Source organism: Xanthomonas sp. BRIP62415, from assembly GCF_003993515.1.
In the GTDB taxonomy this organism is placed as follows: domain Bacteria; phylum Pseudomonadota; class Gammaproteobacteria; order Xanthomonadales; family Xanthomonadaceae; genus Xanthomonas; species Xanthomonas euroxanthea.
Window position 1 is genome coordinate 111,618 of the sequence record NZ_QEZH01000012.1, and the last position, 23,770, is coordinate 135,387.

Genomic DNA, 23,770 nt, shown 5'->3' on the forward strand with positions numbered 1-23,770 from the left:
TCCATGATCGACGCCCGCACCCAACAAGCCGACGCGCTGATCGGCGAACTGCAGCGCGAACACGGCGGGCGTCTGACCGTTTTTCTGGGCGCCGCGCCGGGCGTGGGCAAGACCTACGCCATGTTGTCGCGCGCGCGTGAGCGCCTGCGCCAGGGCATGGACGTGGTGGCCGGAGTGGTGGAAACGCACGGCCGCAGCGAGACCGCCGCACTGCTGGATGGCCTGCCGTTGCTGGCGCGTACCCGCATCAGCTACCAGGGCCGGCAGCTGGAAGAGCTCGACCTGGACGCCTTGCTCGCGCGCAAGCCGAAGCTGGCCCTGATCGACGAGCTGGCCCACCGCAACGTGCCGGGCAGCCGGCACGAGCGGCGCTGGCAGGACATCGTGGAACTGCTCGATGCCGGCATCGATGTCTACACCACGGTCAACATCCAGCATCTGGAAAGCCTCAACGACATCGTGCTGCGCATCACCGGGGTGCGCGTGTCCGAGACCGTGCCCGATGCGGTGTTCGATCGCCTGCGCGACATCGTGCTGGTGGATCTGCCGCCACGCGAACTGATCGAACGCCTGCAGCAGGGCAAGGTGTATCTGCCCGAACAGGCCACCCAGGCCTTGCAGGCGTTCTTCTCGCCCTCCAACCTCACTGCCCTGCGCGAGCTGGCGATGCAGACCGCGGCCGACCGCGTCGACAGCGATCTGCGCGACACCCAGGCCGCGCGCGGCCTGCCCGGCACCGCCGCCTTGCGTCGCCGCGTGGTGGTGGCCATCGATGGGCGTGGCGGCTCGGATTATCTGGTGCGGGTGGCGCGGCGGCTGTCCGAGCGGCGCGATGCGCCGTGGACGGTGGTCACCGTGCAGACGCGCACCGTGGCCGATGCCGCCTGGCAGCTGGAGATCGACCGCGCGTTCGCACTGACACGCCGGCTGGGGGGCGATACCGCGCTGCTGCATGGCGCCAACGTCGCGCAGGCATTGCTGGATTTCGCTGCGCAAAACGGCGTGTCCACGCTGGTGCTGGGGCGCACGCGCGAACGCCCGCTGGCGCGCATGTTCAACCGCACGCTGACCCAGCAACTGCTGCAGCGTGGCGCGCATTACGAACTGGTCATCGTCAGCTCCGCCGATGCGCGTGCACGCGCGCGCCAGCGTTGGCGTAATCCGCGCCAGTGGCTGCAGCGCTACGACCTGGCGTTTGCGGCGATCGCCGCCGCTGCGGCGGTCGCGGTGGCGTGGGTGATCCAGCGCTGGACCGACATCGACGACCTGTCGATGGTGTTCATCGTCGCGGTGGTGCTGGTGGCCTCGCGCACGCGCATGGCCGCGGCGGTGATCGCCGCGCTGCTGAGTTTTTTCGCCTACAACTTCTTCTTCATCGAACCGCGCTTCACCCTGCACATCAGCGCGCGCCAGGGCGTGGTGACGGTATGCCTGTTCCTGATCGCCGCGCTGGTCGCCGGCCGCCTGGCCTCGCGCCTGCGCAGCCAGGTGCTGGCCCTGCGCGCCGCCAACGCGCATGCCAATGCACTGCAGGCGCTGGCCCGCGAGCTCAGCACCGCCGCCGACCTGGGGCAGGTGCTGGAAGCCGGCCGCCGTGCGCTGGCCACTGCACTGGATGCCGAGGCCTGGTTGCGGCTGGAGCAACGCGAGAGCGATGCGCCGGCCAGCTTCGGCGCACTCGATCGCAGCGCGGCGGAGTGGACCCAGCGCCACGGGCAGCCGGCCGGCCACTTCACCGATACGCTGGCCGGCGCGCAGTGGTGGTGCCTGCCGGTGCGGCACGAACGTGGCAGCCTGGGCGTGGCCGCGCTGCGCTTTCGTCAGAGCGTGCAGCGGCCCGGCCTGGAGCAACGTCGGCTGGCCGAAGCGATGGTGGAGGACATCGGCCAGGCGGCGCTGCGCACGCGCCTGGTCGCCGATCTGGAGGGCGCGCGCGTCAGTGGCGAAACCGAGCGCCTGCGCTCGGCATTGCTGTCCTCGGTCTCGCACGATCTGCGCTCGCCGCTGGCCTCGATGATCGGCTCGGCCAGCAGCCTGGCCAGCTACGGCGATGCGATGGACGCGCAGGACCGCCACAGCCTGCTGGACACCATCCAGCTCGAAGGCGAGCGGCTGGATCGCTACATCCAGAACCTGCTCGACATGACCCGGCTCGGCCACACCGGCCTGACCTTGAAGCGCGACTGGATCGGCGTGGACGAGTTGATCGGCTCGGCCACGCGGCGGCTGCAGCGCTACCAGCCGGCGGTGCGCCTGCAGCTGGAGCTGGCTGCCGACCTGCCGGCGATCTGGGTGCACCCGGCACTGGTGGAGCAGGCCATCTTCAACGTGCTGGAGAACGCGGCGAAATTTTCGCCAGCCGGCGTGGCCGTCACCGTGCAGGCGCGGCTGCAGGCCGGCGCCCTGCAGATCGATATCGGCGACCAGGGCCCCGGCATTCCCGAGGACGAGCGCGCACGCATCTTCGACATGTTCTACAGCGTGGAGCGTGGCGACCGCGGCCGCCATGGCACCGGGCTGGGCCTGACCATCTGCCAGGGCATGATCGGCGCGCATGGCGGCAGCGTGGAGGCGCTGGCCGGCGCCGATGGTCACGGCACCACGATCCGCATTACGCTGCCGTTGCTCGTTCCCGCCGCGCCACCTCGCCCCGATGCCGACTGACCCCACTGCCATCCCGCCTGCCCGCGTGCTGATCGTCGACGACGAGCCGCAGATCCGCCGCTTTCTTGACATCAGCCTGCGCGCACAGGGGTATCGCGTGCTGCAGGCCGGCACCGCCGAGGAAGGCCTGGCCATGCTGGCCGGGCAGGGCGCCGAACTGGTGGTGCTGGACATCGGCCTGCCCGATCGCGACGGCCACGAGGTGCTGCGCGAGATCCGCCAGTGGTCCAGCGTGCCGGTGATCATGCTCACCGTGCGCGCCGGCGAAACCGAAAAGGTCGCCGCGCTCGATGCCGGCGCCAACGACTACGTCACCAAGCCGTTCGGCGTGCAGGAACTGATGGCGCGCATCCGCGCGTTGCTGCGCCAGGCCGGCGCCGGCAGCACGGTGGAGGAGAGCGTGTTCGACGACGGCCGCCTGCACATCCACCTGGGCCTGCGCGAGGTCACCCTCGATGGCGAAGCGGTGCCCTTGAGTCGCAAGGAATACGCCCTGCTCGCGCTGCTGTTCAAGCACGCCGGCCGCGTGGTCACCCAGCCGCAGCTGCTGCGCGAGGTGTGGGGCCCCACCCATGAAGACGACACCCATTACCTGCGCATCCTGGTCGGCAAGCTGCGCCAGAAACTGCACGACGATGCCGCCGCCCCGCATTACATCGTCACCGAACCGGGCGTGGGGCTGCGCTTCATCGGGGTGACGCGCTGAGGCGGCTGCGTCACTCGAGCGGTGGCAACACCTTGCCCGGATTCAGGATCCCGTCCGGATCCAGCGCGGCCTTGATCGCACGCATCGCCGCCAGCGTCGGTGCGCTGAAGGCCTGGGCCATGAAATCGCGCTTGGCCACGCCGATGCCGTGCTCGCCGGAGAGCGTGCCTTCCAGCGCCAGCACCAGCGCAAACAGGCGCGGCAATGCGGCATGGGCGCGTGCGTCTTCGTCGGCATCGGCCGGGTCGTACATGATGTTGACGTGCAGGTTGCCATTGCCGGCATGGCCGAAAGCCACAATCGGCAGCGCGAATTCCGCAGCCAATGCCTCCACGCCGGCCACCAGGTCGGGGATGCGCGACACCGGCACCACCACGTCTTCGTTGATCTTGCCGGGCTTGATCGTGCGCAGCGCCGGCGACAGTGCGCGGCGTGCCGCCCACAGCTTGTCGCGCGCGCTGCCATCGGCGGCCACGTCCAGGCTCACCACGCCCTCGCCCTCGGCTGCAGCGTGCAAGGCCTGCAGTGCGTAGGGCAGGGTGTCGTGATCGCCATCGGCTTCGATCAGCAGCATCGCGCCGGCCTCGGGGACATCGCTGCCGTTGCGGCGCAATAGCGCAATCGCACTGGCATCCATGAATTCCAGCATTGTCGGCGTGGTCGGTTGCGCCATGATGCGCGACACCGCTGCCGCGGCGCTGGCCGCGTCGCGATACAGCGCGCGCAAACCGGCTTGTGCGATCGCACGCGGTGTCAGCTTCAAGGTCGCCTCGACGATGATCGCCAGGGTGCCTTCGCTGCCGACCAGCAGATGCGTCAGGTCGTAGCCGGTGGAATTCTTCGTGTACGCACCGCCGCAGCGGATCACCTCGCCGGTGCCGGTCACTGCGACCAGGCCGAGCACGTTGTCGCGGGTGGCGCCGTATTTCACCGCGCGCGGGCCGCCGGCATTGGTGGCCAGGTTGCCGCCGACGCTGCAGATGTCCGCGCTGGACGGATCCGGTGGCCAGAACAGGCCGTGCGGCTGCAGGGCCTGCTGCAGTTCGCCGTTGAGCAGGCCCGGTTGCACCACGGCGCAGCGGTCTTCCGGGCGCAAGGCCACGATGCGATTCATGCGCGCCATCGACACCACCACGCCGCCGGAAAACGGCACTGCCGCACCGGTGGTGCCGGTGCCCGCGCCACGCGCCACGATCGGCACGCCATGGGCGCGACAGGCCTGCACGATCGCCACCACCTCCTCGGTATCGCGCGGCAGGGCGACGGCGGCGGGCAAGGCCCAGCGGCGCGAATCGTCTTCGCCATGGCGGCGCCGCGCGTCGGCGCCGGTCAGCCAGCCATCGGGGCCAAGCCGCGCGGCCAGCAAGTCGGCCAGGGCAGTGGGAAGCACATCGGTCATGACAGGTGATCCTGTGGTGCCGCGCGCTGGATGCATCTCCATCCCAGCGCGGCGGCGGTGAGCGGCAGCCAGACCCAGCGCAGCTCGGAGAGCAGCGTGGCCAGGCCGCGCGCATTGAAGAAACCATTGACGAAGGGCGACACGCGGATCGGCCGCCACGGCGCGAACCAGCGCGCCTCGCTCCATGGCCAGGCCAGCGCAACGCCCAATCCGCCGGAGGTCATCGCATCCAGCAGCGGATGCGATGCGGCGCAGACGAACAAGAACGTTGCTGCCTGCAGCGCGTCCGCACGCAACAGGCGATGTGCAACACCGCCCAGCAGCGCGATCAGCCCGGCGAACAGCAACGAGTGGCTGGCGCCGCGATGGCCGAACGCATCGGCGTACGGAACATGCAACGCGAACGCCAGCACATCGGCGTCCGGCAACATCGCCGCGACGATGCCGGCAGCGAGCAGGCGTGGCGACAGGCGGCCGCGTTCACTGGCGCACCAGAGCGCGAGCGGCACGGCGGCGTGGGTGATGATGGTGGGCATCGCGCGTGGGCCGTTGTCAGCAGTCGTCGGCGCGGAAGGCGTCGCGGATCCAGTTCAGCACCGGCGGCTCGCCACTGGCTTCCACCACGTCAAAGCGGCACGGCAGTGTCGCCAGTGCCGGGTGATAGGCAAGGAACAATTGCGCGGCCAGTACCAGCTTGCGGCGCTTGCGCGCATCCACCGATACCGCGCCACCGCCGAAGCGGTTGTCGCGGCGATAACGCACCTCCACGAACACCAGCGCCTGTCCGTCGCGCATCACCAGATCCAGTTCGCCGCCGCGGTAGCTGGCATTGCCCACCACCAACCGCAGCCCGGCCTGCTCCAGCAGCGCGCGGGCGGCCGCTTCCACCGCCGCACCACGTTGCTGACGCGCTGCCGGCATGGTGTCAGCGGCCGTCGGCGATCGGCACCGGGCGGCCACCGTTGAAGGTGGACCAGGCCGGGGTGCGCAGCACATTGCCGAAGCCGTCCAGATGCAGGGTGCCGGTGGCGCCGCGCAGGCCGCCATCGGTGCCGGTGGCGAGCTTTTCCAGGTACGCGCTGATCTTCCAGGCGTCGTAGCCGAACGCGAACAGGCGCGCACCCGGTCCGCGTGCGCTGGGCAACGTGCTGGCGACCTGGGTGGAGGCCGGCAGCCCGGACACGCCCAGGGCGGTCCAGGTCTCGCTCGGGTAGACGATGCCGTCCAGGGCCAGGTCGTCTTCGACCTTGCCGGTGCCGGCCACCAGCTGCGAGGTGCCCACGCGCGACTTGCCGGCGAACCCGCTCAAGGCCAGTTGCGGCGCCAGCGCGCGCGCGGTGTTGCCACGCACCGCCAGGAACACCGCATCGGCGGTGCCGTAGTTGCGCAGCTGCGCACCGATGTCGCCCGGCACCTCGGCCACGCTGATGCTGCCGGCGATGGTGCCGCCGCGTTCGCTGAAGCGGTCGCGGAAGGCCTTGATGGTGCGCTTGCCGTTGTCGTCGCTGGTGCCGACGATCAGCACGTTGCGACGTTCGCGCGAGAGCAGGTATTCGGCGGCCATGATGCCGTCGTCTTCCGGCGCCAGCGAGAAGCCGGCGCTGCCGCTGGGCGGTGCCTTGTTGTCGGTGGGGCGGTTGAGTGCCAGCACCGGCACCGCCAGCTGGCCGCGTGCGAACATGGCGCTGACTTCGTCGCGCCCCAGCGGGCCGACCACGTAATCCACCCCGGCGCTCACTGCCTTGTCGTAGGCGGCATTGGCGCCGGCGGCAGTGCCGGCGGTGTCGAAGAAGCGCAGTTCCGGGCGGCGGCGGGTTTCGGCGTAGTAGCCGGCCAGCAGACCGTCGCGCACCGGCGCCGAGGCGGTGGCCAGGTTGCCGCTGAGCGGCAGCAGCACGCCCAGCTTGATCGGCGGGCGATAGCCATCGCGTTCGGCCGGCGGGCGCTTGCTGGTGTCAAAGCCCCATTGCGCGTCGCGGTCGAACGCGCGCGGCAGCGCCAGGCCGCGGCTGATCAGGGCGCGGCCGGCGAAGTTGTACAGCGGATCGCCCGCCGGCAGCGCCGCGGTGCGGCCCTTCAGCGTGGCGTCGTCGAGTGCGGCCAGCAGGCGCACGATCGCGCGCTGGTTCTCGCTGCGCGGGGTGCCGGTCAGGCTGGCATCGGCGCGTGCGCGGTCGGCGGCAGCGCCGAACAGGTCGCCGGTGCCTTCCAGTGCGGCGGCGCGTGCCAGCAGCCAGCGGGTCTGCAGCGGCTGGGGCAGGCCTTGCGGGCTGTCGCCCAGGGCCTGCAGCGCCTGCGCGGCCTGCTTGTCGATCACCGCCAGCTCGCCGGTCAGCAGCGCGAAGCGGGCGCGGTCTTCGCCGCCGAGATGCCGCGCGGTGACCTGCGCCAGCAGCGTGCGCGCACGTGCGTCATCGCCGGCGTCATGCCAGCCGAACGCGGACGCGGCCAGCAGGCGGCTGCGCTGCGCACCGCTGGCGCCGGCGGCCTCGGCTTCCAGCTGCTGCGCCGCCTCGCGCGGCTTGCCCTGGTCCAGCAACGCCAGCGCCGCGCTCTGGGTCGGCGAGGCGGTCTGGGTGACGCTGCTGGTGGCGCAACCGGCGGCCAGCATCACCATCAGCGACAGGGCGGAGATCCTTGCAACACGCTTGTTCATTTCAGATCCATTGGACGGGGCCCGCCGGGGCGGACTGTTAAAAACGCTACGATTCTACCCTTTGCCCTACGGAATACCGTCGATGACCTCCCCTGGAACCCTGCACGTGGTCGCCACGCCGATCGGCAACCTGGCCGACCTGTCGCCGCGTGCGCAGGAGGTGCTGCGTGGCGTGGCCGCGATCTGCGCCGAAGACACCCGCCACACCCGCCAGCTGCTCGGCCACTTCGGCATCGACCGCCCGCTGCTGGCCCTGCACGACCACAACGAGGACGCCATGTCCGAGCGCATCGTCGCGCGCCTGCGCGAGGGCGAGTCGCTGGCCATCGTCAGCGATGCCGGCACCCCGCTGGTCAGCGATCCTGGCTTCAAGCTGGTGCGCGCCGCCCGCGCGGCCGGGATCCGGGTCAGCCCGGTTCCCGGCGCCTGCGCGGCGATCGCCGCGCTCAGCGTGGCCGGCCTGCCCAGCGACCGCTTCGGCTTCGAGGGCTTTTTGCCGGCCAAGAGCGCCGCGCGTCGCGAGCGCCTGGCGCACCTGGCCGGCGAAACCCGCACCCTGGTGTTCTACGAGTCCTCGCACCGCATCGTCGAATCGCTGGCCGACCTGCGCCTGGCCTTCGGCGACGAGCGCCCGGCGGTGATCGCGCGCGAGCTGACCAAGCTGTTCGAAACCGTACTCGACGGCACCCTGGCGCAGTTGCAGGCCAAGGTCGAAGCCGACGACAACCAGCGCAAGGGCGAGTTCGTGGTGATGGTGCAGGGCGCCGCCGATGCCGCCGAAGGCCTGCTGGCCGAAGGCCGCCGCGTCTACGCCAAGCTTGCCGAGCACCTGCCGCCGTCCACGGCCGCCAAGCTGGCCGCCGAACTGACCGGCGCGCCGCGCAAGGCCTTGTATGGCGGCTAGGTGTGCTGTTGCAGGAGCAGGTATACGTGCACTGGGATTTTTCTCGGTAAGGCCTTTCGCGCCCGGGTGCGCTCCTACGGGCAATTGCGGGCCTACCGGCAACGGCGGGGGGAAGTCGCGGCGCCGTTGTGCACGGTGGCGATAGCGTATAGTGCGCCCCGGCGGAGTCGGCCAGACAGTCGCGTCACTCGCAAGAGTGCCGAGGAAAGTCCGGGCTCCATAGGGCAAGGTGCCAGGTAACGCCTGGGCGGCGCGAGCCGACGGAAAGTGCAACAGAAAGATACCGCCTACGTCCCTCGTCACCCCTCTGCCGCCACTGACGCGTGTCGGCGATGCGCAGCATCGCCAAGTGCGTTTAGAGGCTGCAGAGGGGTGGCGAGGGGCCGGTAAGGGTGAAATGGTGCGGTAAGAGCGCACCGCGAGTCCGGTAACGGACCGGCACGGCAAACCCCACCTGGAGCAAGACCAAATAGGGATCCATTGGCGTGGCCCGCGCTGGATCCGGGTAGGTTGCTTGAGCGCTGCGGTGACGTAGCGCCTAGACGAATGACTGTCCACGACAGAACCCGGCTTACCGGCCGGCTCCGCCACCTTCGTTCGGGCGTTCGCCCTTCTCGAAGGTGCCCACGCTTTGTACCGCCGTTGGCGGTACAAAACGCGGGTCCCGCTCCGGGCATGCCACACCCCCGCGGCTGTCGCCGCGCCCCCTTGACTCAAGGGGGCTTGCACTCGGGTGCACTGCTGGAGCGTCGGGTCGTCCGCCATCGATGGAACTGCTGTCGATGGAATTGCTTGGTAATGACTGCTGTTTTCTGCTCCGGCTTGCGGAGGGGAATGGCGGGTCCAGACCTTTTTGCCTTCCACCGCTTGCGGGGGAAGGTGCCCGAAGGGCGGATGGGGGCAGCGCGGGAATGCGTGGCGGATCCCACCCTCATCCGGCGCTGGGCGCCCCCTTCTCCCGCGAGCGGGAGAAGGAGAGCGAAGCGGTCTGCTTCCTCCCGGCTTGCGGGAAGGGGAAGAGCGGTCCCGGAGAGCTCTGCCTTCCACCGCCTGCGGGGGAGGGTGCCCGAAGGGCGGATGGGGGCAGCGCGGGAATGCGTGGCGGATCCCACCCTCATCCGGCGCTGCGCGCCACCTTCTCCCGCAGGCGGGAGAAGGTGAGCGATGCGGTCTGCTTCCTCCCGGCTTGCGGGAAGCGGAAGAGCGGTCCCGGAGAGCTCTGCCTTCCACCGCTTGCGGGGGAAGGTGCCCGAAGGGCGGATGGGGGCGCCGTGGGGACGGGGTGCCCATTCCCTCATCCGGCGCTGTGCGCCCCCTTCTCCCGCAGGCGGGAGAAGGGGTGCTGGGCGATCTGCATTTGCCCGGCCTACGGGAGCGATGCGTGGGCCAGGCCCTTTGTTTCTCGCCTCATCGTCCCGCCACGCAGTACCGGTGTCTCTAAATCTCCAGCCGCGTCTCGCCCTGGAAGATGCCGTTCGGGCCGAAGCGCCGTTCGTGGATGAAGCCGTTGCCGTGGTGGTCCACCGCGACGATGGTGCTGGCGCGGGTGCCGTAGCTGGCGCCGCTGATGAAGGCGGCCGACAGCAGGCGTTCGGTGGGCAGGTCCACGCCGGTGTGGGGCAGGGCGTGGTCCGGCGCGATGGCGGGGTTGCCCAGGGCGGTCCACAGCGGTTGCAGGTCGTCGCTGCCTGCGGCGCACCAGTCGTGCAAGGCCGCGGTCAATGCAGCGGTCTTGGGCCAGTGCGCGTCCAGCGGGCCGTTGGACATGCCGTGGATGCCAGGCGCCAGCGTGCGTGCCAGTGGCGGGTGATTGCTGAGGTGTTCGCAGCGCTCGGCGTCGCACACCACCAGATTGAACGGCGGGAACTCGTGCGCGGCGGCCGCCAGGTCGCCGGCGTAGACGGCCGCGTCCAGGCTGCCGGCCAGGTAATCGGCAATCAGGTGACCGCGCGAGCGGCCGGACGCGCTGGCGAGCGGGTCACGCACGTTGGTCACCACCGCGGCGCGGCCGTCACTGCCCAGGCCCACCCAGCTGCCGCCCGAGCGCAGGTCGCGGCCCGCCAGGACCCCGTCGGCGGGTGCTGGCCAGCGCGCCAGCGCAGCGGTCGGGCGCTCGTGGAATTCATCGCGGTTGCCCACCAGCAGCAGGCGCCAGCGCGGGTGGGTTTTCCAGGCAAGAGCGACCAGGCACATGCCGCCGATTGTCGCCTGTTTGCGCATTGACCATGTGCAGCTGGCGCAGTGTGAAGTGAGACTGCGGTCGGGTTTACATCGCCTTCACGCCCCTGAATTTTCGTTCAATCTCAAAATCTGAGATGAAACAGCAACTTGTGGATAACCTTTGAACAAGTCTCTAAAGAGTGCCGCAACTCATTGATGCGACTGGCGATTTGTGGCCCTCAAAGTTGTTGACAACCTTTGACGCGCTGCTAAGGTGGGCAACGGAGGGAAAACCAGGTGTTTTGTGGTTTTTCGTGGTTCAATGATCCCCCAGCGGGTATTCGAGGTTGTATTCGGTGTTTCAGGGCGAAACTGCCATCACGGTGGACGACAAGGGGCGTATGGCGGTGCCAACCGCGTACCGCGACCTGGTCACGCGCGTGAGCGGCAATCGCCTGGTGCTCACCTACAACCCGTTCGAAGCCGGCTGCCTGTGGCTGTATGCGGAAAAGGAGTGGGAGCGGGTGCGTGACGATGTGATGTCCAAGCCCAACACCCAGCGCGTGGTCCGCACGCTGCAGCAGAAACTGGTGGGTTCTTCCGCAGTGCTGGAGCTGGACGCCAATGGCCGTCTGAGCATCCCGGCCAGCCACCGCAACGCGGTCGGCATCGAGAAGAAGGCCGTGCTGCTGGGCATGGGCGACAAATTCGAACTCTGGAGCGAGCAGGCACATCGCGCACTGATCCAGCAGACATTGTCTGACGGGGATCTGGGCGATGAATTGCTCGATCTCAGGTTGTGAGCCGGGGTGCCCGGATGCGCGGTGAAGCGCAGCCCGGTCACCCGGTGTCGCAGCCGCCGGCGGCCCACGTGCCGGTGCTGTACACGCAGGTTCTGGACGGCCTGCAGGTGATCGAAAACGGAACTTATCTCGATGGCACGTTCGGACGTGGCGGACACGCCCGTGGCGTGCTGCAACACCTTGGCCCGGGAGGTCGACTGCTGGTGATGGACAAGGACCCCGACGCGATCGCCGTGGCCGAACAGTCGTTCGGTGGCGATGCGCGCGTGTCCATCCATCGCGGCAGTTTTGCCGGTCTTGGCCAGGTGGTCGCTGCGGCAACCGTCGACGGCATCCTGCTGGATCTGGGCGTGTCCTCGCCGCAGCTGGATGTGGCCGGGCGCGGTTTCAGTTTCGGCAAGGACGGCCCGCTGGACATGCGCATGGACCCGGATGCCGGCCAGAGCGCGGCCGAGTGGCTGGCGCAGGCCAGCGAGCGCGACATCGCCGACGTGCTGTGGACCTATGGCGAAGAGCGCCAGAGCCGCCGCATCGCGCGCGCCATCGTGGCGCGCCGCGCCGAACAGCCGCTGCTGCGCACCGCGCAGCTGGCCGAGCTGATCGCCTCGGTGATGCCGCGCGGCGACAGCAAGACCCATCCGGCCACGCGCAGCTTTCAGGCGATCCGCATCTATATCAACCGCGAGCTGGACGACCTGGAAGCCGGCCTGGATGCCGCCCTGGGTGCGCTCAAGCCCGGCGGCCGCCTGGCGGTGATCAGCTTCCACTCGCTGGAAGACCGCATCGTCAAGCAGTTCATGGCCCGCTACGCCAAGGCGCCGCCGAGCAACCGCCGCCTGCCCGAAGCCCAGCCTTTCGTGCCGACGCTGCAGCTAATCAGCGGCGCCATCAAGGCCGACAACGACGAACTGAGCGTCAACCCGCGCGCCCGCAGCGCGGTGTTGCGGGTGGCCGAAAAGCTGGGAATGGGAAATGGGGAATCGGGAATGGGCAAAGGCAACAGCGCCGCTGCTTCCCGATTCCCGAATCCCGATTCCCGATTCCCGGCGTCTCCGAACGGAGACGCCGCATGAGCCGCCTGCTGCTCATCGTGCTGCTGGCCTGCAGCATCGCCTCGGCGATCGGTGTGGTGTACATGCGCCACATGCATCGCAAGCTGTTCGTGCAGTTGTCCAAGCTCGAACACACGCGCGATGAATTGAATATCGAATTCGGCCGGCTGCAGCTGGAGCAGGCCACCTGGGCGGAAAGCAACCGCGTGGATCAGGTTGCGCGTGCGCGCATCGGGATGAAGTTCCCGGAGACCAACGACATCGTGGTGGTGCGCCCATGACGGTGCGGCAGGACAACCGTTTTGCACCGCGAAGCCGCCCGCAGGGTGGCGCACATGTCGGTGTTGCGCTCATGACAAAACGGCAGGACAACCGTTTTGCACCGCGAAGCCGCCCGCAGGGTGGCGCACTGGGTGGCGCACACGGAGGTGCGCCATGAAAGCCGGCCGCAACCGCGCGCGCAGCAACTTCAACCTGCGTGGCCGCCTGACGCTGGTCGGCATCGCGCTGGGCCTGTGCTCGGTGACGCTGATCGGCCGCGCGGCGTTCGTGCAGCTGGTCAACCGTGACTTCTACCAGCGCCAGGGCGAGGCGCGCTACCTGCGCGAGCTGCCGATCGCCACCTCGCGCGGCATGATCACCGACCGCAACGGCGAGCCGTTGGCGGTGTCCACGCCGGTGGAATCGATCTGGGTCAATCCGCAGGAGCTGTTGCGCAATCCGGACCGCATTCCCGAGCTGGCCAAGGCGCTCGGCCAGCCGCTGGACGAATTGAACGCCAAGCTGGCGCAGAAGGCCGGCAAGGAATTCATGTACCTGCAGCGCCGGATCAACCCGGACAAGGCGCATGCGATTGTCGATCTGAAGATTCCCGGCGTGTTCTCGCAGCGCGAGTTCCGGCGCTTCTATCCGCAAGGCGAGGCGATGGCCCACGTGCTGGGCTTCACCAATATCGACGACCGCGGCCAGGAAGGCCTGGAGCTGGCGTTCGACGAATGGCTGCGCGGCAAGCCGGGCTCCAAGAAGGTGGTGCGCGATGCGCGCGGCGCGATCGTGGAGAGCGTGGATCTGGTGCGTCCGGCGCAGCCGGGCAAGGACCTGACGCTGAGCATCGATCGCCGCATCCAGTTCCTGGCCTACAAGGAGCTGCGCAACGCGCTGGTCGAAAACAACGCTGCCGGCGGCTCGATGGTGGTGATGGATGTGGCCACCGGCGAAGTGCTGGCGATGGTCAACCTGCCGACCTACAACCCCAACGCGGTCACCGGCATCAACCCCTCGGCGCGCCGCAACCGTGCGGTCACCGATCTGGTCGAGCCGGGCTCGACGATGAAGCCGCTGACCGTGGCCACCGCGCTGACCGCCGGCGTGGTGACCAAGGACACCGTCATCGACACCAACCCCGGCTACATGTCGGTGGGGCGCTTCACCATCCGCGATGTGCCGCGCAACAACGGCGTGCTCAACGTCACCGGCGTGATCACGCGCAGCTCCAACATCGGCGCGGCCAAGATCGCGGCCAAGGTGCCGGACCAGACCTTCTATCAGTCGATCCGCAACTTCGGTTACGGCGCTGCGCCGCATAGCGGGTTTCCCGGCGAATCGGCCGGTGTGGTGCTGCAGCCGGCGCGCTGGAGCGGCCCGTCCAAGACCACAATGTCGTACGGCTACGGCCTGTCGGTGACGCCGCTGCAGATCGCGCAGGCGTACGCCACGCTGGGCAATGGCGGCAAGCTGACCCCGCCGACCTTCGTGCGCGGCCAGCACAACGAAACCCGCCAGGTGGTCACCCCCGAAGTGGCGCGCCAGGTCATCGACATGATGGAAACCGTGGTCACCCAGGGTGGCGCCAAGGGCGCGGCGATCCTGGGCTACCACGTGGCCGGCAAGACCGGTACCGCGCGCAAGAACGGCGCCAACGGATACGAGCGCGGGCATTACAACTCGCTGTTCGCCGGCCTGGTGCCGGCCACGCGTCCGCGCTTTGCCACCGTCATCGTGATCAACGATCCGCAGGGCAAGGTGTATTACGGCGGCCTGGTGTCGGCACCGGTGTTCCATCGGGTGATGGAAGGCGCGCTGCGGCTGATGGACGTGCCGCCGGACGACATCCAGTCGTGGCTGGCCGCGCAGGCTGCCGGCAAGACCGGGCAGCCGGTGGTCAAGCCGCAGCCGGCCGACCTAGACCCGGCATTGGTGCCGGATCCGGTGGACGAAGTGTCCGCCGGCATCCCGACCGCGATCGCACCGCCGGCCGCGCCCACCACCGCCCAGCCCGCGCCGTTGCAGGAGAGCCGCCAGTGAGCCGCGCCATGCCGCTGTCGCAGCTGTTGCCGGACGTGCGGCTTGCGCACGACGTGCAGGTGTCGGGCCTGGTGATGGACAGCCGTGTGGTGCGTGCAGGCGATGCCTTCGTGGCGATCGCCGGTTTCGGCGCGCACGGCCTGGGCTTTGTCGACCAGGCGCGCGCCAATGGCGCGGTGGCGGTGTTGTTCGAGCCGCCGGCGCCGGCCGATCTGCCGGTACCGGTCGATGCGATCGCCGTGCCCGGTCTGCGTGCGCGCCTGGGCGCGATGGCCGATCAGTTCCACGGCCAGCCTTCGCAGGCGATGCGCATGGTCGGCGTCACCGGCACCAACGGCAAGACCTCGACGGTGCAATTGCTGGCACAGGCCCTGACACTGCTCGGCACGCCCGCCGGCACGCTCGGTACCCTGGGCGTGGGCCTGTACGGCAGCGCCGTGCCGACCGGGTTCACCACGCCGCTGGTGCTGCAGACGCATGCCTTGCTGGCGCAACTGCGCGACGAAGGCGCGCAGGCCGTGGCGATGGAAGTCAGCTCGCATGCGCTGGACCAGGGCCGCGTGGATGCGGTGCATTTCGACGTGGCGGTGTTCACCAATCTCACCCGCGACCATCTCGATTACCACGGCGACATGGCGCAGTACGGCGCGGCCAAGGCCAGGCTGTTCGCGCGCGCCGGATTGAAGGCCGCCGTGGTCAACCTGGACGATGACTTCGGCCGCACGCTGCTGGCCTCGCTCGACCCCGCGTTGCGCGCGATCGGCGTGAGTTCGCGCGCGCAGGCCCAGGCGAGCGTGCGTGCACAGGCGCTGCAGCTGGATCACAACGGGATCAATTTCGCGCTGCATATCGACGGTCACGTGCATCCGGTGCACTCGCCGCTGCTGGGCCGTTTCAACGTGGACAACCTGCTGGCCGTGGCCGGCGCGTTGTCTGCGCTGGACATCGCGCCGGCACGGATCGCCGAGGTGCTCGGTCGGCTGCAGCCGATCCACGGGCGCATGAACCGCCTCGGTGGCGCGCATGGCGCACCGTTGGTGGTCGTCGACTACGCACACACGCCCGACGCGCTGCAACAGGCACTGGCCAGCCTGCGCGCGCATGCGCAGGACCGGTTGATCTGCGTGTTCGGTTGCGGTGGCGAGCGCGACACCGGCAAGCGCCCGCAGATGGCGGCCATTGCCGAGGTCAACGCCGACGTGGCGATCGTCACCGACGACAACCCGCGGGGCGAAGATGGCGATGTGATCGTGGCCGACATCCTGCGCGGCTTCGCGCGTCCGGATGCGGCGATCGTGCAGCGCGACCGCGCCGCGGCGATCCATCAGGCCATCAGCATGGCCGGTGCCTCCGACATCGTGCTGATCGCCGGCAAGGGCCACGAGCCATATCAGGAAGTGGCCGGTGTGCGGCATGCCTTCGACGACGCCATCGTGGCGGCGCAGGCCTTGTTGCCGCGGACCGGGCTGGGAGTGCGCGCATGAAGCTCACTCCATTGTCGTTGATCGCCCACTGGGCCGGTGGCGAGCTGCATGGCGAGGACGCCATGATCGACACCGTCGGCAACGACACCCGCACGCTGGCCAACGGCAGCCTGTACGTGGCGCTGCGCGGCGAGCGTTTCGACGGCCACGACTTTGCCGCAGACGCGGTGGCACATGGCGCCAGCGGCCTGCTGGTCGATCGGCTGCTGCCGGCGCTGAGCGTGCCGCAGGTGCTGGTGGGCAATACCGAACTGGCGTTGGCGCGTATCGCCGCCGGCATGCAGCGCGACCGCGCCACGCGGGTGATCGCCTTGACCGGCTCCAACGGCAAGACCAGCGTCAAGGCCCTGCTGCTGGCCATCCTGAGCGAGGCCGGGCGTGTCGACGGCATCACCGTGTACGCCACGCCGGGCAACCGCAACAACGAAATCGGCCTGCCGCTGGCGGTGATCGCCGCCCCGGACGATGCGGATCTGGCGATCTACGAAATGGGCGCCGGCAAGCCGGGCGATATCGCCTATCTCACCGAGATCGCGCAGCCGCACGTGGCCCTGGTCAACAACATCGCACCCGCGCATCTGGAACGCCTGGGCAGCCTGCTCGGCGTCGCCCGCACCAAGGGCGCCATCTACGCCGCATTGCCGGCCGATGGCGTGGCGGTGATCAATGCCGACGATGCCTTCGGTGTCTGGTTCGAGCAGCAACTGCAGGCGCAGCCGGTGCAGGGCCGCCGCGTGTTGCGTTACGGCCTGCAGGCCAGTGCCGAGATCACCGCGCATGGCCTGCGGCTGCAGGCGGGCGGGGCGCAGTTCACGCTGGTGACCCCGCAAGGCCAGGCGCAGATCGCGCTGCCGTTGCCGGGCCGCCACAACGTGCTCAACGCGCTGGCTGCGGCCGGCCTGGCGTTGGGTGCGGGCATCGCCCTGCCGGTCATCGCCGCCGGTCTGGCGCAGGCACGCCCGGTGGCCGGTCGTCAGATCACCCACACCCTGCCTGGCGGCGCGGTGTTGATCGACGACAGCTACAACGCCAATCCCGGTTCGCTGGACGCGGCCATCGACACGCTGGCCGCGGCATCTGGCCAGGGCTGGCTGGTACTCGGCGACATGCGTGAACTCGGCCCGGAAGGCGCAGCCTTGCATGCGGCCGCCGGACGTCGCGCGCGCGCGGCCAAGCTGCAGCGCCTGTACGCGCTGGGCGAGCTCAGTGCCGCCGCCGCGCAGGCGTTCGGCGAGGGCGGCCGCGTGTTCGCCACCCATGCCGCATTGATCGCGGCCTTGCAGGCGGATCTGGCGCAGCTCGCCGTTTCGCCGACTCAAACGCAGGAATCTTCTTCGATGTACGAACACACCGGTGCGGCGGCGCAGACTGCCGCCACCACGGCGCACACCCCGCCCACGCTGCTGGTGAAAGGCTCCCGTGGCAGCGCCATGGACCGCATCGTCACCGCGCTGCTGGCCCCGGCGGAGGACGCATCCCATGCTGCTTGAGCTGGCGCGTTGGCTGCAGCAACTGGAGAGCCTGTTCGGGCTGTTCAACTATCTGACCTTCCGCGGCATCCTGGCGGCGCTGACCGCGCTGTTCCTGTCGTTGTGGATGGGCCCGGCGGTGATCCGCAAGCTGGCCCAGTTCAAGGGTGGCCAGCCGATCCGCCAGGATGGCCCGCAGACGCATTTCTCCAAGGCCGGCACGCCGACCATGGGCGGCTCGCTGATCCTGCTGACGGTGACCCTGTCGGTGCTGCTGTGGGGCGACCTGCGCAACCGCTACGTGTGGCTGGTGCTGGCGGTGATGATCTGTTTCGGCGCCATCGGCTGGTACGACGACTGGATCAAGATCGTGCGCCGCGATCCCAACGGCCTGAAGTCGCGCTGGAAGTACCTGCTGCAGTCGATCTTCGGCCTGGCAGCGGGGCTGTTCCTGTACTACACCGCCGACGTGCCGGCCGCGATCACCTTCTACATTCCGATGTTCAAGTCGATCGCGCTGCCGCTGGCCGGCGTGAGCTTTGTGGTGATCGCCTATTTCTGGATCGTCGGCTTCTCCAATGCGGTGAACCTCACCGACGGCCTGGACGGCCTGGCGATCATGCCGACCGTGCTGGTGGCCTGCGCGCTGGGCGTGTTCGCCTATGCCTCGGGCAATGTGGTGTTTGCCGAATACCTGAAAATCCCGCTGATTCCGGGGGCTGGCGAGCTGATCATCATCTGCTCGGCGATCGCCGGCGCAGGCCTGGGCTTTCTGTGGTTCAACACCTATCCGGCCATGGTGTTCATGGGCGACATCGGCGCGCTGTCGCTGGGCGCGGTGCTCGGCACCATCGCGGTGATCGTGCGCCAGGAACTGGTGCTGGTGATCATGGGCGGCGTGTTCGTGATCGAGACGCTGTCGGTGATGATCCAGGTCGCCAGCTTCAAGCTGACCGGCAAGCGCGTGTTCCGCATGGCGCCGATCCATCACCACTTCGAACTCAAGGGCTGGCCGGAGCCGCGCGTGATCGTGCGCTTCTGGATCATTTCGGTGGTGCTGGTGCTGATCGGCCTTGCCACGTTGAAGGTGCGCTGATGAACGACATGTCCCGCCAAGCCACGCGACTGGACGCCATCGGCGGCCGCTACGACCCGTGGCTGCTCGGGGCCGCGGCCACGCTCGCCTCGCTGGGCGTGGTGATGGTGGCGTCCAGCTCGATCGAGCTGTCCGACAACCCGTTCTATTACCTGACCCGCCACCTGCTGTTCCTGGGCATTGGCGTGGGCCTGGCGTTCTGGGCGATGCGTACCGAGCTCAAGACCATCGAGCAGTACAACCAGGTGCTGCTGCTGGCCTGCTTCGGCCTGCTGATGGTGGTGTTCGTGCCCGGCCTGGGCAGCAGCGTCAACGGCGCCAAACGCTGGATCAACCTGGGCGTGTCGAAGTTCCAGACCGTCGAAGCGGTCAAGGTGCTCTACATCGTGTGGCTGTCCAGCTATCTGGTGCGCTTTCGCGACGAGGTCAACGCGACCTGGCCGGCGATGCTCAAGCCGCTGGGCGTGGCGATCGCCCTGGTCGGCCTGCTGCTGATGCAGCCGGACTTCGGCTCGTCCACGCTGCTGCTGGCGATCACCGCCGGCATGCTGGTGCTGGGCGGGGTGAACCTGCCGCGCATGTCGATGCCGATCGTGTTCGGCCTGCCGGTGTTCGCCTTCATCGCGATCCTGGAGCCGTACCGGCTGCGCCGCATCACCTCGTTCTTGGACCCGTGGGCCGACCAGCTCGGCTCCGGCTACCAGCTGTCCAACGCCTTGATGGCGGTGGGCCGCGGCCAGTGGACCGGCGTGGGCCTGGGCGCCTCGGTGCAGAAGCTCAACTACCTGCCCGAAGCGCATACCGACTTCATCTTCTCGGTCATTGCCGAAGAACTCGGCTTTGTCGGCGTGTGCGGGGTGATCGCGCTGTACGCGCTGCTGGTCGGCCGCGCGTTCTGGCTTGGCATGCGCTGCGTGGAAATGAAGCGTCACTTCTCCGGCTACATCGCCTTCGGCATCGGCTTGTGGATCAGCCTGCAGAGCTTCGTCTCGGTGGGCGTGAACCTGGGCATCCTGCCGACCAAGGGCCTGACCCTGCCGCTGATTTCCTCCGGCGGTTCGTCGGTGCTGATGACCTGCGTGGCGATGGGCCTGCTGCTGCGCGTGTCCTACGAGATGGATCGTGCCGAGCGCCTGCGCAGCAAATTGTCGCCGCAGGGCGCGGGCGCGCCGTCGGCCGAGCCGGCCGAACCGGTGGTCGAATCGGTCGCGCCAGCCTATGCGCCGGCGCACAAGCCGCAGCGTGACCCGGTTGCCGCCGCACCCGCAGCCGCAGCCGCACCGGTCGCTGCCGCATCGGTGGCACCGGCGTCGGCCATCCTGCGCGGCACCAGCCGCATGCAGCCGCGTGTGGAACCGACCTTCGGGAGGATTGCATGAGTGCCCATGCGAATCCCTCGCAAACGCCCGCACATCCAGGTGCGGGGGGTCGACCAGTGATGATTCTGGCTGGCGGCACCGGCGGGCACATCTTCCCGGCTCTGGCCGTGGCCAAGGTGCTGCGCGCGCGTGGCGTGCCGGTGACCTGGCTGGGCGCCGATGGCGCGATGGAAACCCGGCTGGTGCCGCAGCACGCCATTCCACTGGACACGCTGGCCATCAGCGGCCTGCGCGGTAAGGGGCTGGTGAAATTGCTCGGTGCACCGGTGCGGGTGATGCGCGCAGTGCGCGCCGCCGGTTTCGTGCTGCGCAAGCGCCAGCCGCGTGCGGTGATCAGTTTCGGCGGCTTCGCGGCCGGCCCGGGTGGCCTGGCGGCGCGGCTGCTCGGCGTGCCGTTGCTGGTGCACGAACAGAACCGCGCGCCCGGCATGACCAACAAGGTGTTGTCGCGGTTTGCGCGCCGCGTGCTGACCGGTTTCCCGGGCAGCTTCACTGGCGAGGAAGCGGTGGGCAATCCGGTGCGCGCCGAAATCGCAGCGCTTCCCGCGCCGGCCACGCGTCTGGTCGGCCGTGGCGGTGCCGTGCGTGTGCTGGTGCTCGGTGGCAGCCAGGGCGCGCGCGCATTGAATCAGGCCGTGCCAGCGGCACTGGCCGCGCTCGGCCACCCGGATGTGGACGTGCGCCACCAGTGCGGCGAGAAGCTGCGCGCCGAAGCCGAGGCGGCGTACGCGCAGGCGGGCGTCAACGCCAGCGTCGAACCGTTCATCGCCGACATGGCCGCCGCTTACGCCTGGGCCGACCTGGTCGTGTGCCGCGCCGGTGCATCGACGCTGGCCGAACTGTGCGCCGCCGGCATCGGCAGCGTGCTGGTGCCCTTTGCCGCAGCGGTGGACGACCACCAGACCCGCAATGCCGAATACCTGGTCGGGGCCGACGCCGCGGTGCTGCTCAAGCAGGACGACACCCTGGCCGTGCGCCTGCAGCAGGTCTTGCAGACCCTGCTCGCCGACCCCGCACGCCGCCTGTCGATGGCACAGGCCGCCCGCACCCTGGCCAAACCGGATGCAGCCGAACGCATCGCCGACATCATTCTGCAGGAAGCCGGGAGTGGTGAATCGGGAATGGGGAATGGGCAAAGCTCAGAACAATTGCAGGAACACACATTGATGCACGCAGACAAGCGCACCGACCAAGTATCCGTCGCTGCAGGCGCTCCGCTCCACACGATTCCCGATTCCCGATTCCCGATTCGCACCTCCACAGGAGGTGCCGCGTGATCCGCCGCCTGCAGGACAGTGGCGATCTGGTGCGTGCATTCCCGCGCGTGCATTTCGTCGGTATCGGCGGCACCGGCATGAGCGGCATTGCCGAAGTGATGCTGACGCTGGGCTATGAAGTCTCCGGTTCGGACAACTCCGATAACGTGGCGACACGGCGGCTGGCCAAGCTGGGCGCGCGGGTGATGCGCGGGCATTCGGCGGCCAACGTGCTCGGCACCGATTGCGTGGTGGTGTCCAGTGCGATCCGCGAAGACAACCCCGAGCTGATGGAGGCGCGCAGCCAGCGCATTCCGATCATGCCGCGTGCGGCGATGCTGGCCGAGCTGATGCGCTTCCGTCGCGGCATCGCGGTGGCCGGCACGCATGGCAAGACCACCACCACCAGCCTGGCGGCGGCCGTGCTGAGCGAAGGCGGGCTGGATCCGACCTTCGTCATCGGCGGGCAGTTGCTGGCCGCCGGTGCCAACGCCAAGCTCGGCGGTGGCCAATGGCTGGTGGCCGAGGCCGACGAGAGCGATGGCAGCTTCCTGCGCCTGAATCCGTTGATGGCGGTGATCACCAACATCGATGCCGATCACCTGGAAAACTACGGCAACGATTTCGCACGCATCCAGGCCGCATTCGCCGAGTTCCTGCAGCGCCTGCCGTTCTACGGGCTGGCGTTGCTGTGCATCGACGACCCGGAAGTGGCCGCGCTGGCCGGCAAGACGCCGCGCCATGTGATGAGCTACGGCATGAGCGAGAACGCCGACGTGCGCGCCGAAGACGTGGTGCAGGACGGCCCGCGCATGCGCTTCACGCTGCGCCTGCCCGAAGGCACCACCACGCCGGTGACGCTGGCATTGCCGGGCCGTCACAACGTGCTCAACGCACTGGCCGCTGCCGCGATCGGCTGGCAGCTGGGCGTGGCGCCGGAGACCATTGCGCGTGCGCTGGAAAACTTCGCCGGCATCGGCCGCCGCTTCAACGACCTGGGCGAAGTCACCACCAGCACCGGTGCGCGCGTGCGTGTGGTCGACGACTACGGCCACCATCCGCGCGAGCTGGAAGCGGTGTTCGCCGCCGCCCGCGGTGGCTGGCCGGACAAGCGCCTGGTGGTGGCGTTCCAGCCACATCGCTACAGCCGTACCCGCGATCAGTTCGACGCCTTTGCCGCGGTGCTGAGCACCGTCGATGCGCTGGTGCTGAGCGAGGTCTATCCGGCCGGCGAGGCACCGATTCCGGGCGCCGATGCGCGTGCACTGGCGCGTGCGATCCGTGCGCGCGGCCGCAGCGAACCGGTGGTGGTCGGGCAGATTTCCGGCCTGGCCGAAGTGCTGCCGGACGTGCTGCAGGACGGCGATCTGCTGCTGATGATGGGCGCCGGCGATATCGGCTATGTCGCACAGCACATCATCAACAACGGCTTCACCGGAGCCACGGCATGAGCGCGGTGATTCCCAATGCACGCATCAGCGATCCGGCCGCGTTCGGCCGCGTCGCCGTGTTGCTCGGCGGTACCTCGTCCGAGCGCGAGGTGTCGTTGAATTCCGGCGGCAACGTGCTCGAGGCATTGCGTGCGCGCGGCGTCGATGCGCAGCCGGTCGACGGCATTCCGGCCCTGGCGCAGGCGCTGGTCGAGCAGCGTTTCGATCGCGTCTTCAACGTGCTGCACGGCCATAACGGCGGCGGCGAAGACGGCATCGTGCAAGGCCTGATGGAAGCCTTCAAGGTGCCGTACACCGGTTCCAACGTGCTGGGCTCGGCGTTGAGCATGGACAAGATCCGTACCAAGCAGGTGTGGCTGTCGCTGGGCCTGCCCACGCCGCGCTATGCGCGCCTGGCTGCCGGTGCCCATGCCGATGACATCCATGCCGCCGCGCGGCAGATCGGCCTGCCGGTCATCGTCAAGCCGGCCAACGAAGGCTCCAGCGTCGGCATCAGCCGCGTGTTCGACCAGTCCCAGCTCGAAGAGGCGGTGGTGCTGGCGGCGCGCTACGACGGCGCGCTGCTGATGGAGCAGCTGATCGAAGGCGACGAACTCACCGTGGCCGTGCTCGGCGAGGTCGCGTTGCCGTCGATCCGCATCGTGCCCAAGGGCCAGTGGTACGACTACGACGCCAAATACGTGGCCGACGACACCCAGTACCTGTGCCCGGGCCTGGATGGCGATGCCGAGACGCAGATTCGCCAGCTCGCGCTCGATGCCTTCCGCGCCGCCGGCGCGCGCGGCTGGGGCCGCGTGGACGTGATGCGCGACCGCGCCAGCGGCCAGTTGTATCTGCTGGAGGTCAACACGGCCCCGGGCATGACCAGTCACTCGCTGGTGCCCAAGGCCGCGCGCCAGCTCGGCATCGATTTCGAAGAACTGGTCTGGCGCGTGCTGGAGCAGACGCTATGACGCCGGGAATCGGGAATCGGGAATCGGGAATCGT

Annotated in this window: 19 protein-coding genes and 1 other RNA gene; 15 read left to right on the forward strand and 5 right to left on the reverse strand. The window is 68.8% G+C overall.

Annotated elements, in window-relative coordinates; all coding sequences use genetic code 11:
* Positions 1–3: 3 nt before the first annotated feature.
* Together EO141_RS02965 and EO141_RS02970 are read left to right on the forward strand one after the other, a co-directional pair.
* Complete coding sequence (locus tag EO141_RS02965; protein WP_127168506.1) at positions 4–2,664, forward strand: sensor histidine kinase KdpD; 2,661 nt, start codon at positions 4–6, stop codon at positions 2,662–2,664.
* On the forward strand, positions 2,654–3,370 hold the full coding sequence (locus EO141_RS02970) for a response regulator transcription factor (RefSeq protein WP_104584534.1): 717 nt from the start codon (positions 2,654–2,656) through the stop codon (positions 3,368–3,370). The genes EO141_RS02965 and EO141_RS02970 overlap by 11 nt, the downstream gene beginning before the upstream one ends.
* A 10-nt stretch (positions 3,371–3,380) precedes the next feature.
* On the opposite strand, the gene EO141_RS02975 is transcribed toward EO141_RS02970, so the two are convergent.
* From EO141_RS02975 to EO141_RS02990, 4 genes are read right to left on the reverse strand one after another with little or no spacing between them, the layout of a single operon-like run.
* Positions 3,381–4,769 carry an FAD-linked oxidase C-terminal domain-containing protein gene (locus EO141_RS02975; RefSeq protein WP_127168507.1) on the reverse strand — a complete coding sequence of 463 codons (1,389 nt, stop codon included), beginning with the start codon at positions 4,767–4,769 and terminating at the stop codon, positions 3,381–3,383.
* Positions 4,766–5,305 carry a metal-dependent hydrolase gene (locus EO141_RS02980; protein WP_127168508.1) on the reverse strand — a complete coding sequence of 180 codons (540 nt, stop codon included), beginning with the start codon at positions 5,303–5,305 and terminating at the stop codon, positions 4,766–4,768. Before EO141_RS02980 ends, EO141_RS02975 begins: the two co-directional genes overlap by 4 nt.
* A 16-nt stretch (positions 5,306–5,321) precedes the next feature.
* Positions 5,322–5,690, reverse strand: coding sequence for a YraN family protein (locus EO141_RS02985; protein ID WP_127168509.1), 369 nt, complete (start codon positions 5,688–5,690; stop codon positions 5,322–5,324).
* A 4-nt stretch (positions 5,691–5,694) separates the two neighbouring features.
* Entirely contained in the window at positions 5,695–7,425 is a 1,731-nt protein-coding gene (locus tag EO141_RS02990; protein ID WP_127168510.1) for a penicillin-binding protein activator, read from the reverse strand.
* Positions 7,426–7,507: 82 nt separating this feature from the next.
* On the opposite strand from EO141_RS02990, the gene rsmI reads away from it, so the two are divergent.
* Together rsmI and rnpB are read left to right on the forward strand one after the other, a co-directional pair.
* A complete protein-coding gene (gene rsmI, locus EO141_RS02995) occupies positions 7,508–8,329 on the forward strand; it encodes a 16S rRNA (cytidine(1402)-2'-O)-methyltransferase (protein WP_104649691.1) in 822 nt (273 codons plus the stop codon).
* 163 nt (positions 8,330–8,492) lie between these two features.
* Positions 8,493–8,919: RNase P RNA component class A (rnpB, locus tag EO141_RS03000), an RNA gene on the forward strand.
* Positions 8,920–9,766: 847 nt separating this feature from the next.
* On the opposite strand, the gene EO141_RS03005 is transcribed toward rnpB, so the two are convergent.
* A complete protein-coding gene (locus tag EO141_RS03005; RefSeq protein WP_126946159.1) occupies positions 9,767–10,522 on the reverse strand; it encodes an NRDE family protein in 756 nt (251 codons plus the stop codon).
* A gap of 314 nt (positions 10,523–10,836) precedes the next feature.
* Between EO141_RS03005 and mraZ the strand changes: the two genes are divergently transcribed.
* From mraZ to EO141_RS03060, 11 genes are all read left to right on the forward strand, one after another.
* Positions 10,837–11,292: a division/cell wall cluster transcriptional repressor MraZ gene (gene mraZ, locus EO141_RS03010; RefSeq protein WP_016903087.1), complete on the forward strand. Its 456-nt coding sequence runs from the start codon at positions 10,837–10,839 to the stop codon at positions 11,290–11,292.
* Positions 11,293–11,306: 14 nt separating this feature from the next.
* The gene (gene rsmH, locus EO141_RS03015; protein ID WP_164739040.1) at positions 11,307–12,365 is read left to right on the forward strand and encodes a 16S rRNA (cytosine(1402)-N(4))-methyltransferase RsmH; all 1,059 of its coding nucleotides are present in this window, start codon (positions 11,307–11,309) and stop codon (positions 12,363–12,365) included.
* Entirely contained in the window at positions 12,362–12,625 is a 264-nt protein-coding gene (ftsL, locus tag EO141_RS03020) for a cell division protein FtsL (RefSeq protein WP_005991913.1), read from the forward strand. Before rsmH ends, ftsL begins: the two co-directional genes overlap by 4 nt.
* 154 nt (positions 12,626–12,779) lie before the next feature.
* Positions 12,780–14,648 (forward strand): penicillin-binding protein 2, encoded by a 1,869-nt coding sequence (locus EO141_RS03025; RefSeq protein ID WP_119130736.1) that lies wholly within the window; start codon positions 12,780–12,782, stop codon positions 14,646–14,648.
* 8 nt (positions 14,649–14,656) lie between these two features.
* On the forward strand, positions 14,657–16,132 hold the full coding sequence (locus EO141_RS03030; RefSeq protein ID WP_181116520.1) for a UDP-N-acetylmuramoyl-L-alanyl-D-glutamate--2,6-diaminopimelate ligase: 1,476 nt from the start codon (positions 14,657–14,659) through the stop codon (positions 16,130–16,132).
* The gene (gene murF / locus EO141_RS03035) at positions 16,129–17,622 is read left to right on the forward strand and encodes a UDP-N-acetylmuramoyl-tripeptide--D-alanyl-D-alanine ligase (protein ID WP_127168511.1); all 1,494 of its coding nucleotides are present in this window, start codon (positions 16,129–16,131) and stop codon (positions 17,620–17,622) included. Before EO141_RS03030 ends, murF begins: the two co-directional genes overlap by 4 nt.
* A complete protein-coding gene (mraY, locus tag EO141_RS03040; RefSeq protein WP_104538520.1) occupies positions 17,612–18,697 on the forward strand; it encodes a phospho-N-acetylmuramoyl-pentapeptide-transferase in 1,086 nt (361 codons plus the stop codon). The genes murF and mraY overlap by 11 nt, the downstream gene beginning before the upstream one ends.
* On the forward strand, positions 18,697–20,076 hold the full coding sequence (gene ftsW, locus EO141_RS03045; RefSeq protein WP_115676106.1) for a putative lipid II flippase FtsW: 1,380 nt from the start codon (positions 18,697–18,699) through the stop codon (positions 20,074–20,076). The genes mraY and ftsW overlap by 1 nt, the downstream gene beginning before the upstream one ends.
* Entirely contained in the window at positions 20,073–21,353 is a 1,281-nt protein-coding gene (gene murG / locus EO141_RS03050; protein WP_127168512.1) for an undecaprenyldiphospho-muramoylpentapeptide beta-N-acetylglucosaminyltransferase, read from the forward strand. The genes ftsW and murG overlap by 4 nt, the downstream gene beginning before the upstream one ends.
* Positions 21,350–22,783: a UDP-N-acetylmuramate--L-alanine ligase gene (murC, locus tag EO141_RS03055; protein WP_104584564.1), complete on the forward strand. Its 1,434-nt coding sequence runs from the start codon at positions 21,350–21,352 to the stop codon at positions 22,781–22,783. Before murG ends, murC begins: the two co-directional genes overlap by 4 nt.
* Positions 22,780–23,736 (forward strand): D-alanine--D-alanine ligase, encoded by a 957-nt coding sequence (locus EO141_RS03060; RefSeq protein WP_127168513.1) that lies wholly within the window; start codon positions 22,780–22,782, stop codon positions 23,734–23,736. The genes murC and EO141_RS03060 overlap by 4 nt, the downstream gene beginning before the upstream one ends.
* The last annotated feature ends 34 nt before the right edge of the window (positions 23,737–23,770 follow it).

Coding starts and splice junctions, on each gene's coding strand:
- EO141_RS02965 (WP_127168506.1), top strand. CDS start 4: ATGATCGACGCCCGCACCCAACAAGCCGACGCGCTGATCGGCGAACTG.
- EO141_RS02970 (WP_104584534.1), top strand. CDS start 2,654: ATGCCGACTGACCCCACTGCCATCCCGCCTGCCCGCGTGCTGATCGTC.
- EO141_RS02975 (WP_127168507.1), bottom strand. CDS start 4,769: ATGACCGATGTGCTTCCCACTGCCCTGGCCGACTTGCTGGCCGCGCGG.
- EO141_RS02980 (WP_127168508.1), bottom strand. CDS start 5,305: ATGCCCACCATCATCACCCACGCCGCCGTGCCGCTCGCGCTCTGGTGC.
- EO141_RS02985 (WP_127168509.1), bottom strand. CDS start 5,690: ATGCCGGCAGCGCGTCAGCAACGTGGTGCGGCGGTGGAAGCGGCCGCC.
- EO141_RS02990 (WP_127168510.1), bottom strand. CDS start 7,425: ATGAACAAGCGTGTTGCAAGGATCTCCGCCCTGTCGCTGATGGTGATG.
- rsmI (WP_104649691.1), top strand. CDS start 7,508: ATGACCTCCCCTGGAACCCTGCACGTGGTCGCCACGCCGATCGGCAAC.
- EO141_RS03005 (WP_126946159.1), bottom strand. CDS start 10,522: ATGTGCCTGGTCGCTCTTGCCTGGAAAACCCACCCGCGCTGGCGCCTG.
- rsmH (WP_164739040.1), top strand. CDS start 11,307: ATGCGCGGTGAAGCGCAGCCCGGTCACCCGGTGTCGCAGCCGCCGGCG.
- ftsL (WP_005991913.1), top strand. CDS start 12,362: ATGAGCCGCCTGCTGCTCATCGTGCTGCTGGCCTGCAGCATCGCCTCG.
- EO141_RS03025 (WP_119130736.1), top strand. CDS start 12,780: ATGAAAGCCGGCCGCAACCGCGCGCGCAGCAACTTCAACCTGCGTGGC.
- EO141_RS03030 (WP_181116520.1), top strand. CDS start 14,657: ATGCCGCTGTCGCAGCTGTTGCCGGACGTGCGGCTTGCGCACGACGTG.
- murF (WP_127168511.1), top strand. CDS start 16,129: ATGAAGCTCACTCCATTGTCGTTGATCGCCCACTGGGCCGGTGGCGAG.
- mraY (WP_104538520.1), top strand. CDS start 17,612: ATGCTGCTTGAGCTGGCGCGTTGGCTGCAGCAACTGGAGAGCCTGTTC.
- ftsW (WP_115676106.1), top strand. CDS start 18,697: ATGAACGACATGTCCCGCCAAGCCACGCGACTGGACGCCATCGGCGGC.
- murG (WP_127168512.1), top strand. CDS start 20,073: ATGAGTGCCCATGCGAATCCCTCGCAAACGCCCGCACATCCAGGTGCG.
- EO141_RS03060 (WP_127168513.1), top strand. CDS start 22,780: ATGAGCGCGGTGATTCCCAATGCACGCATCAGCGATCCGGCCGCGTTC.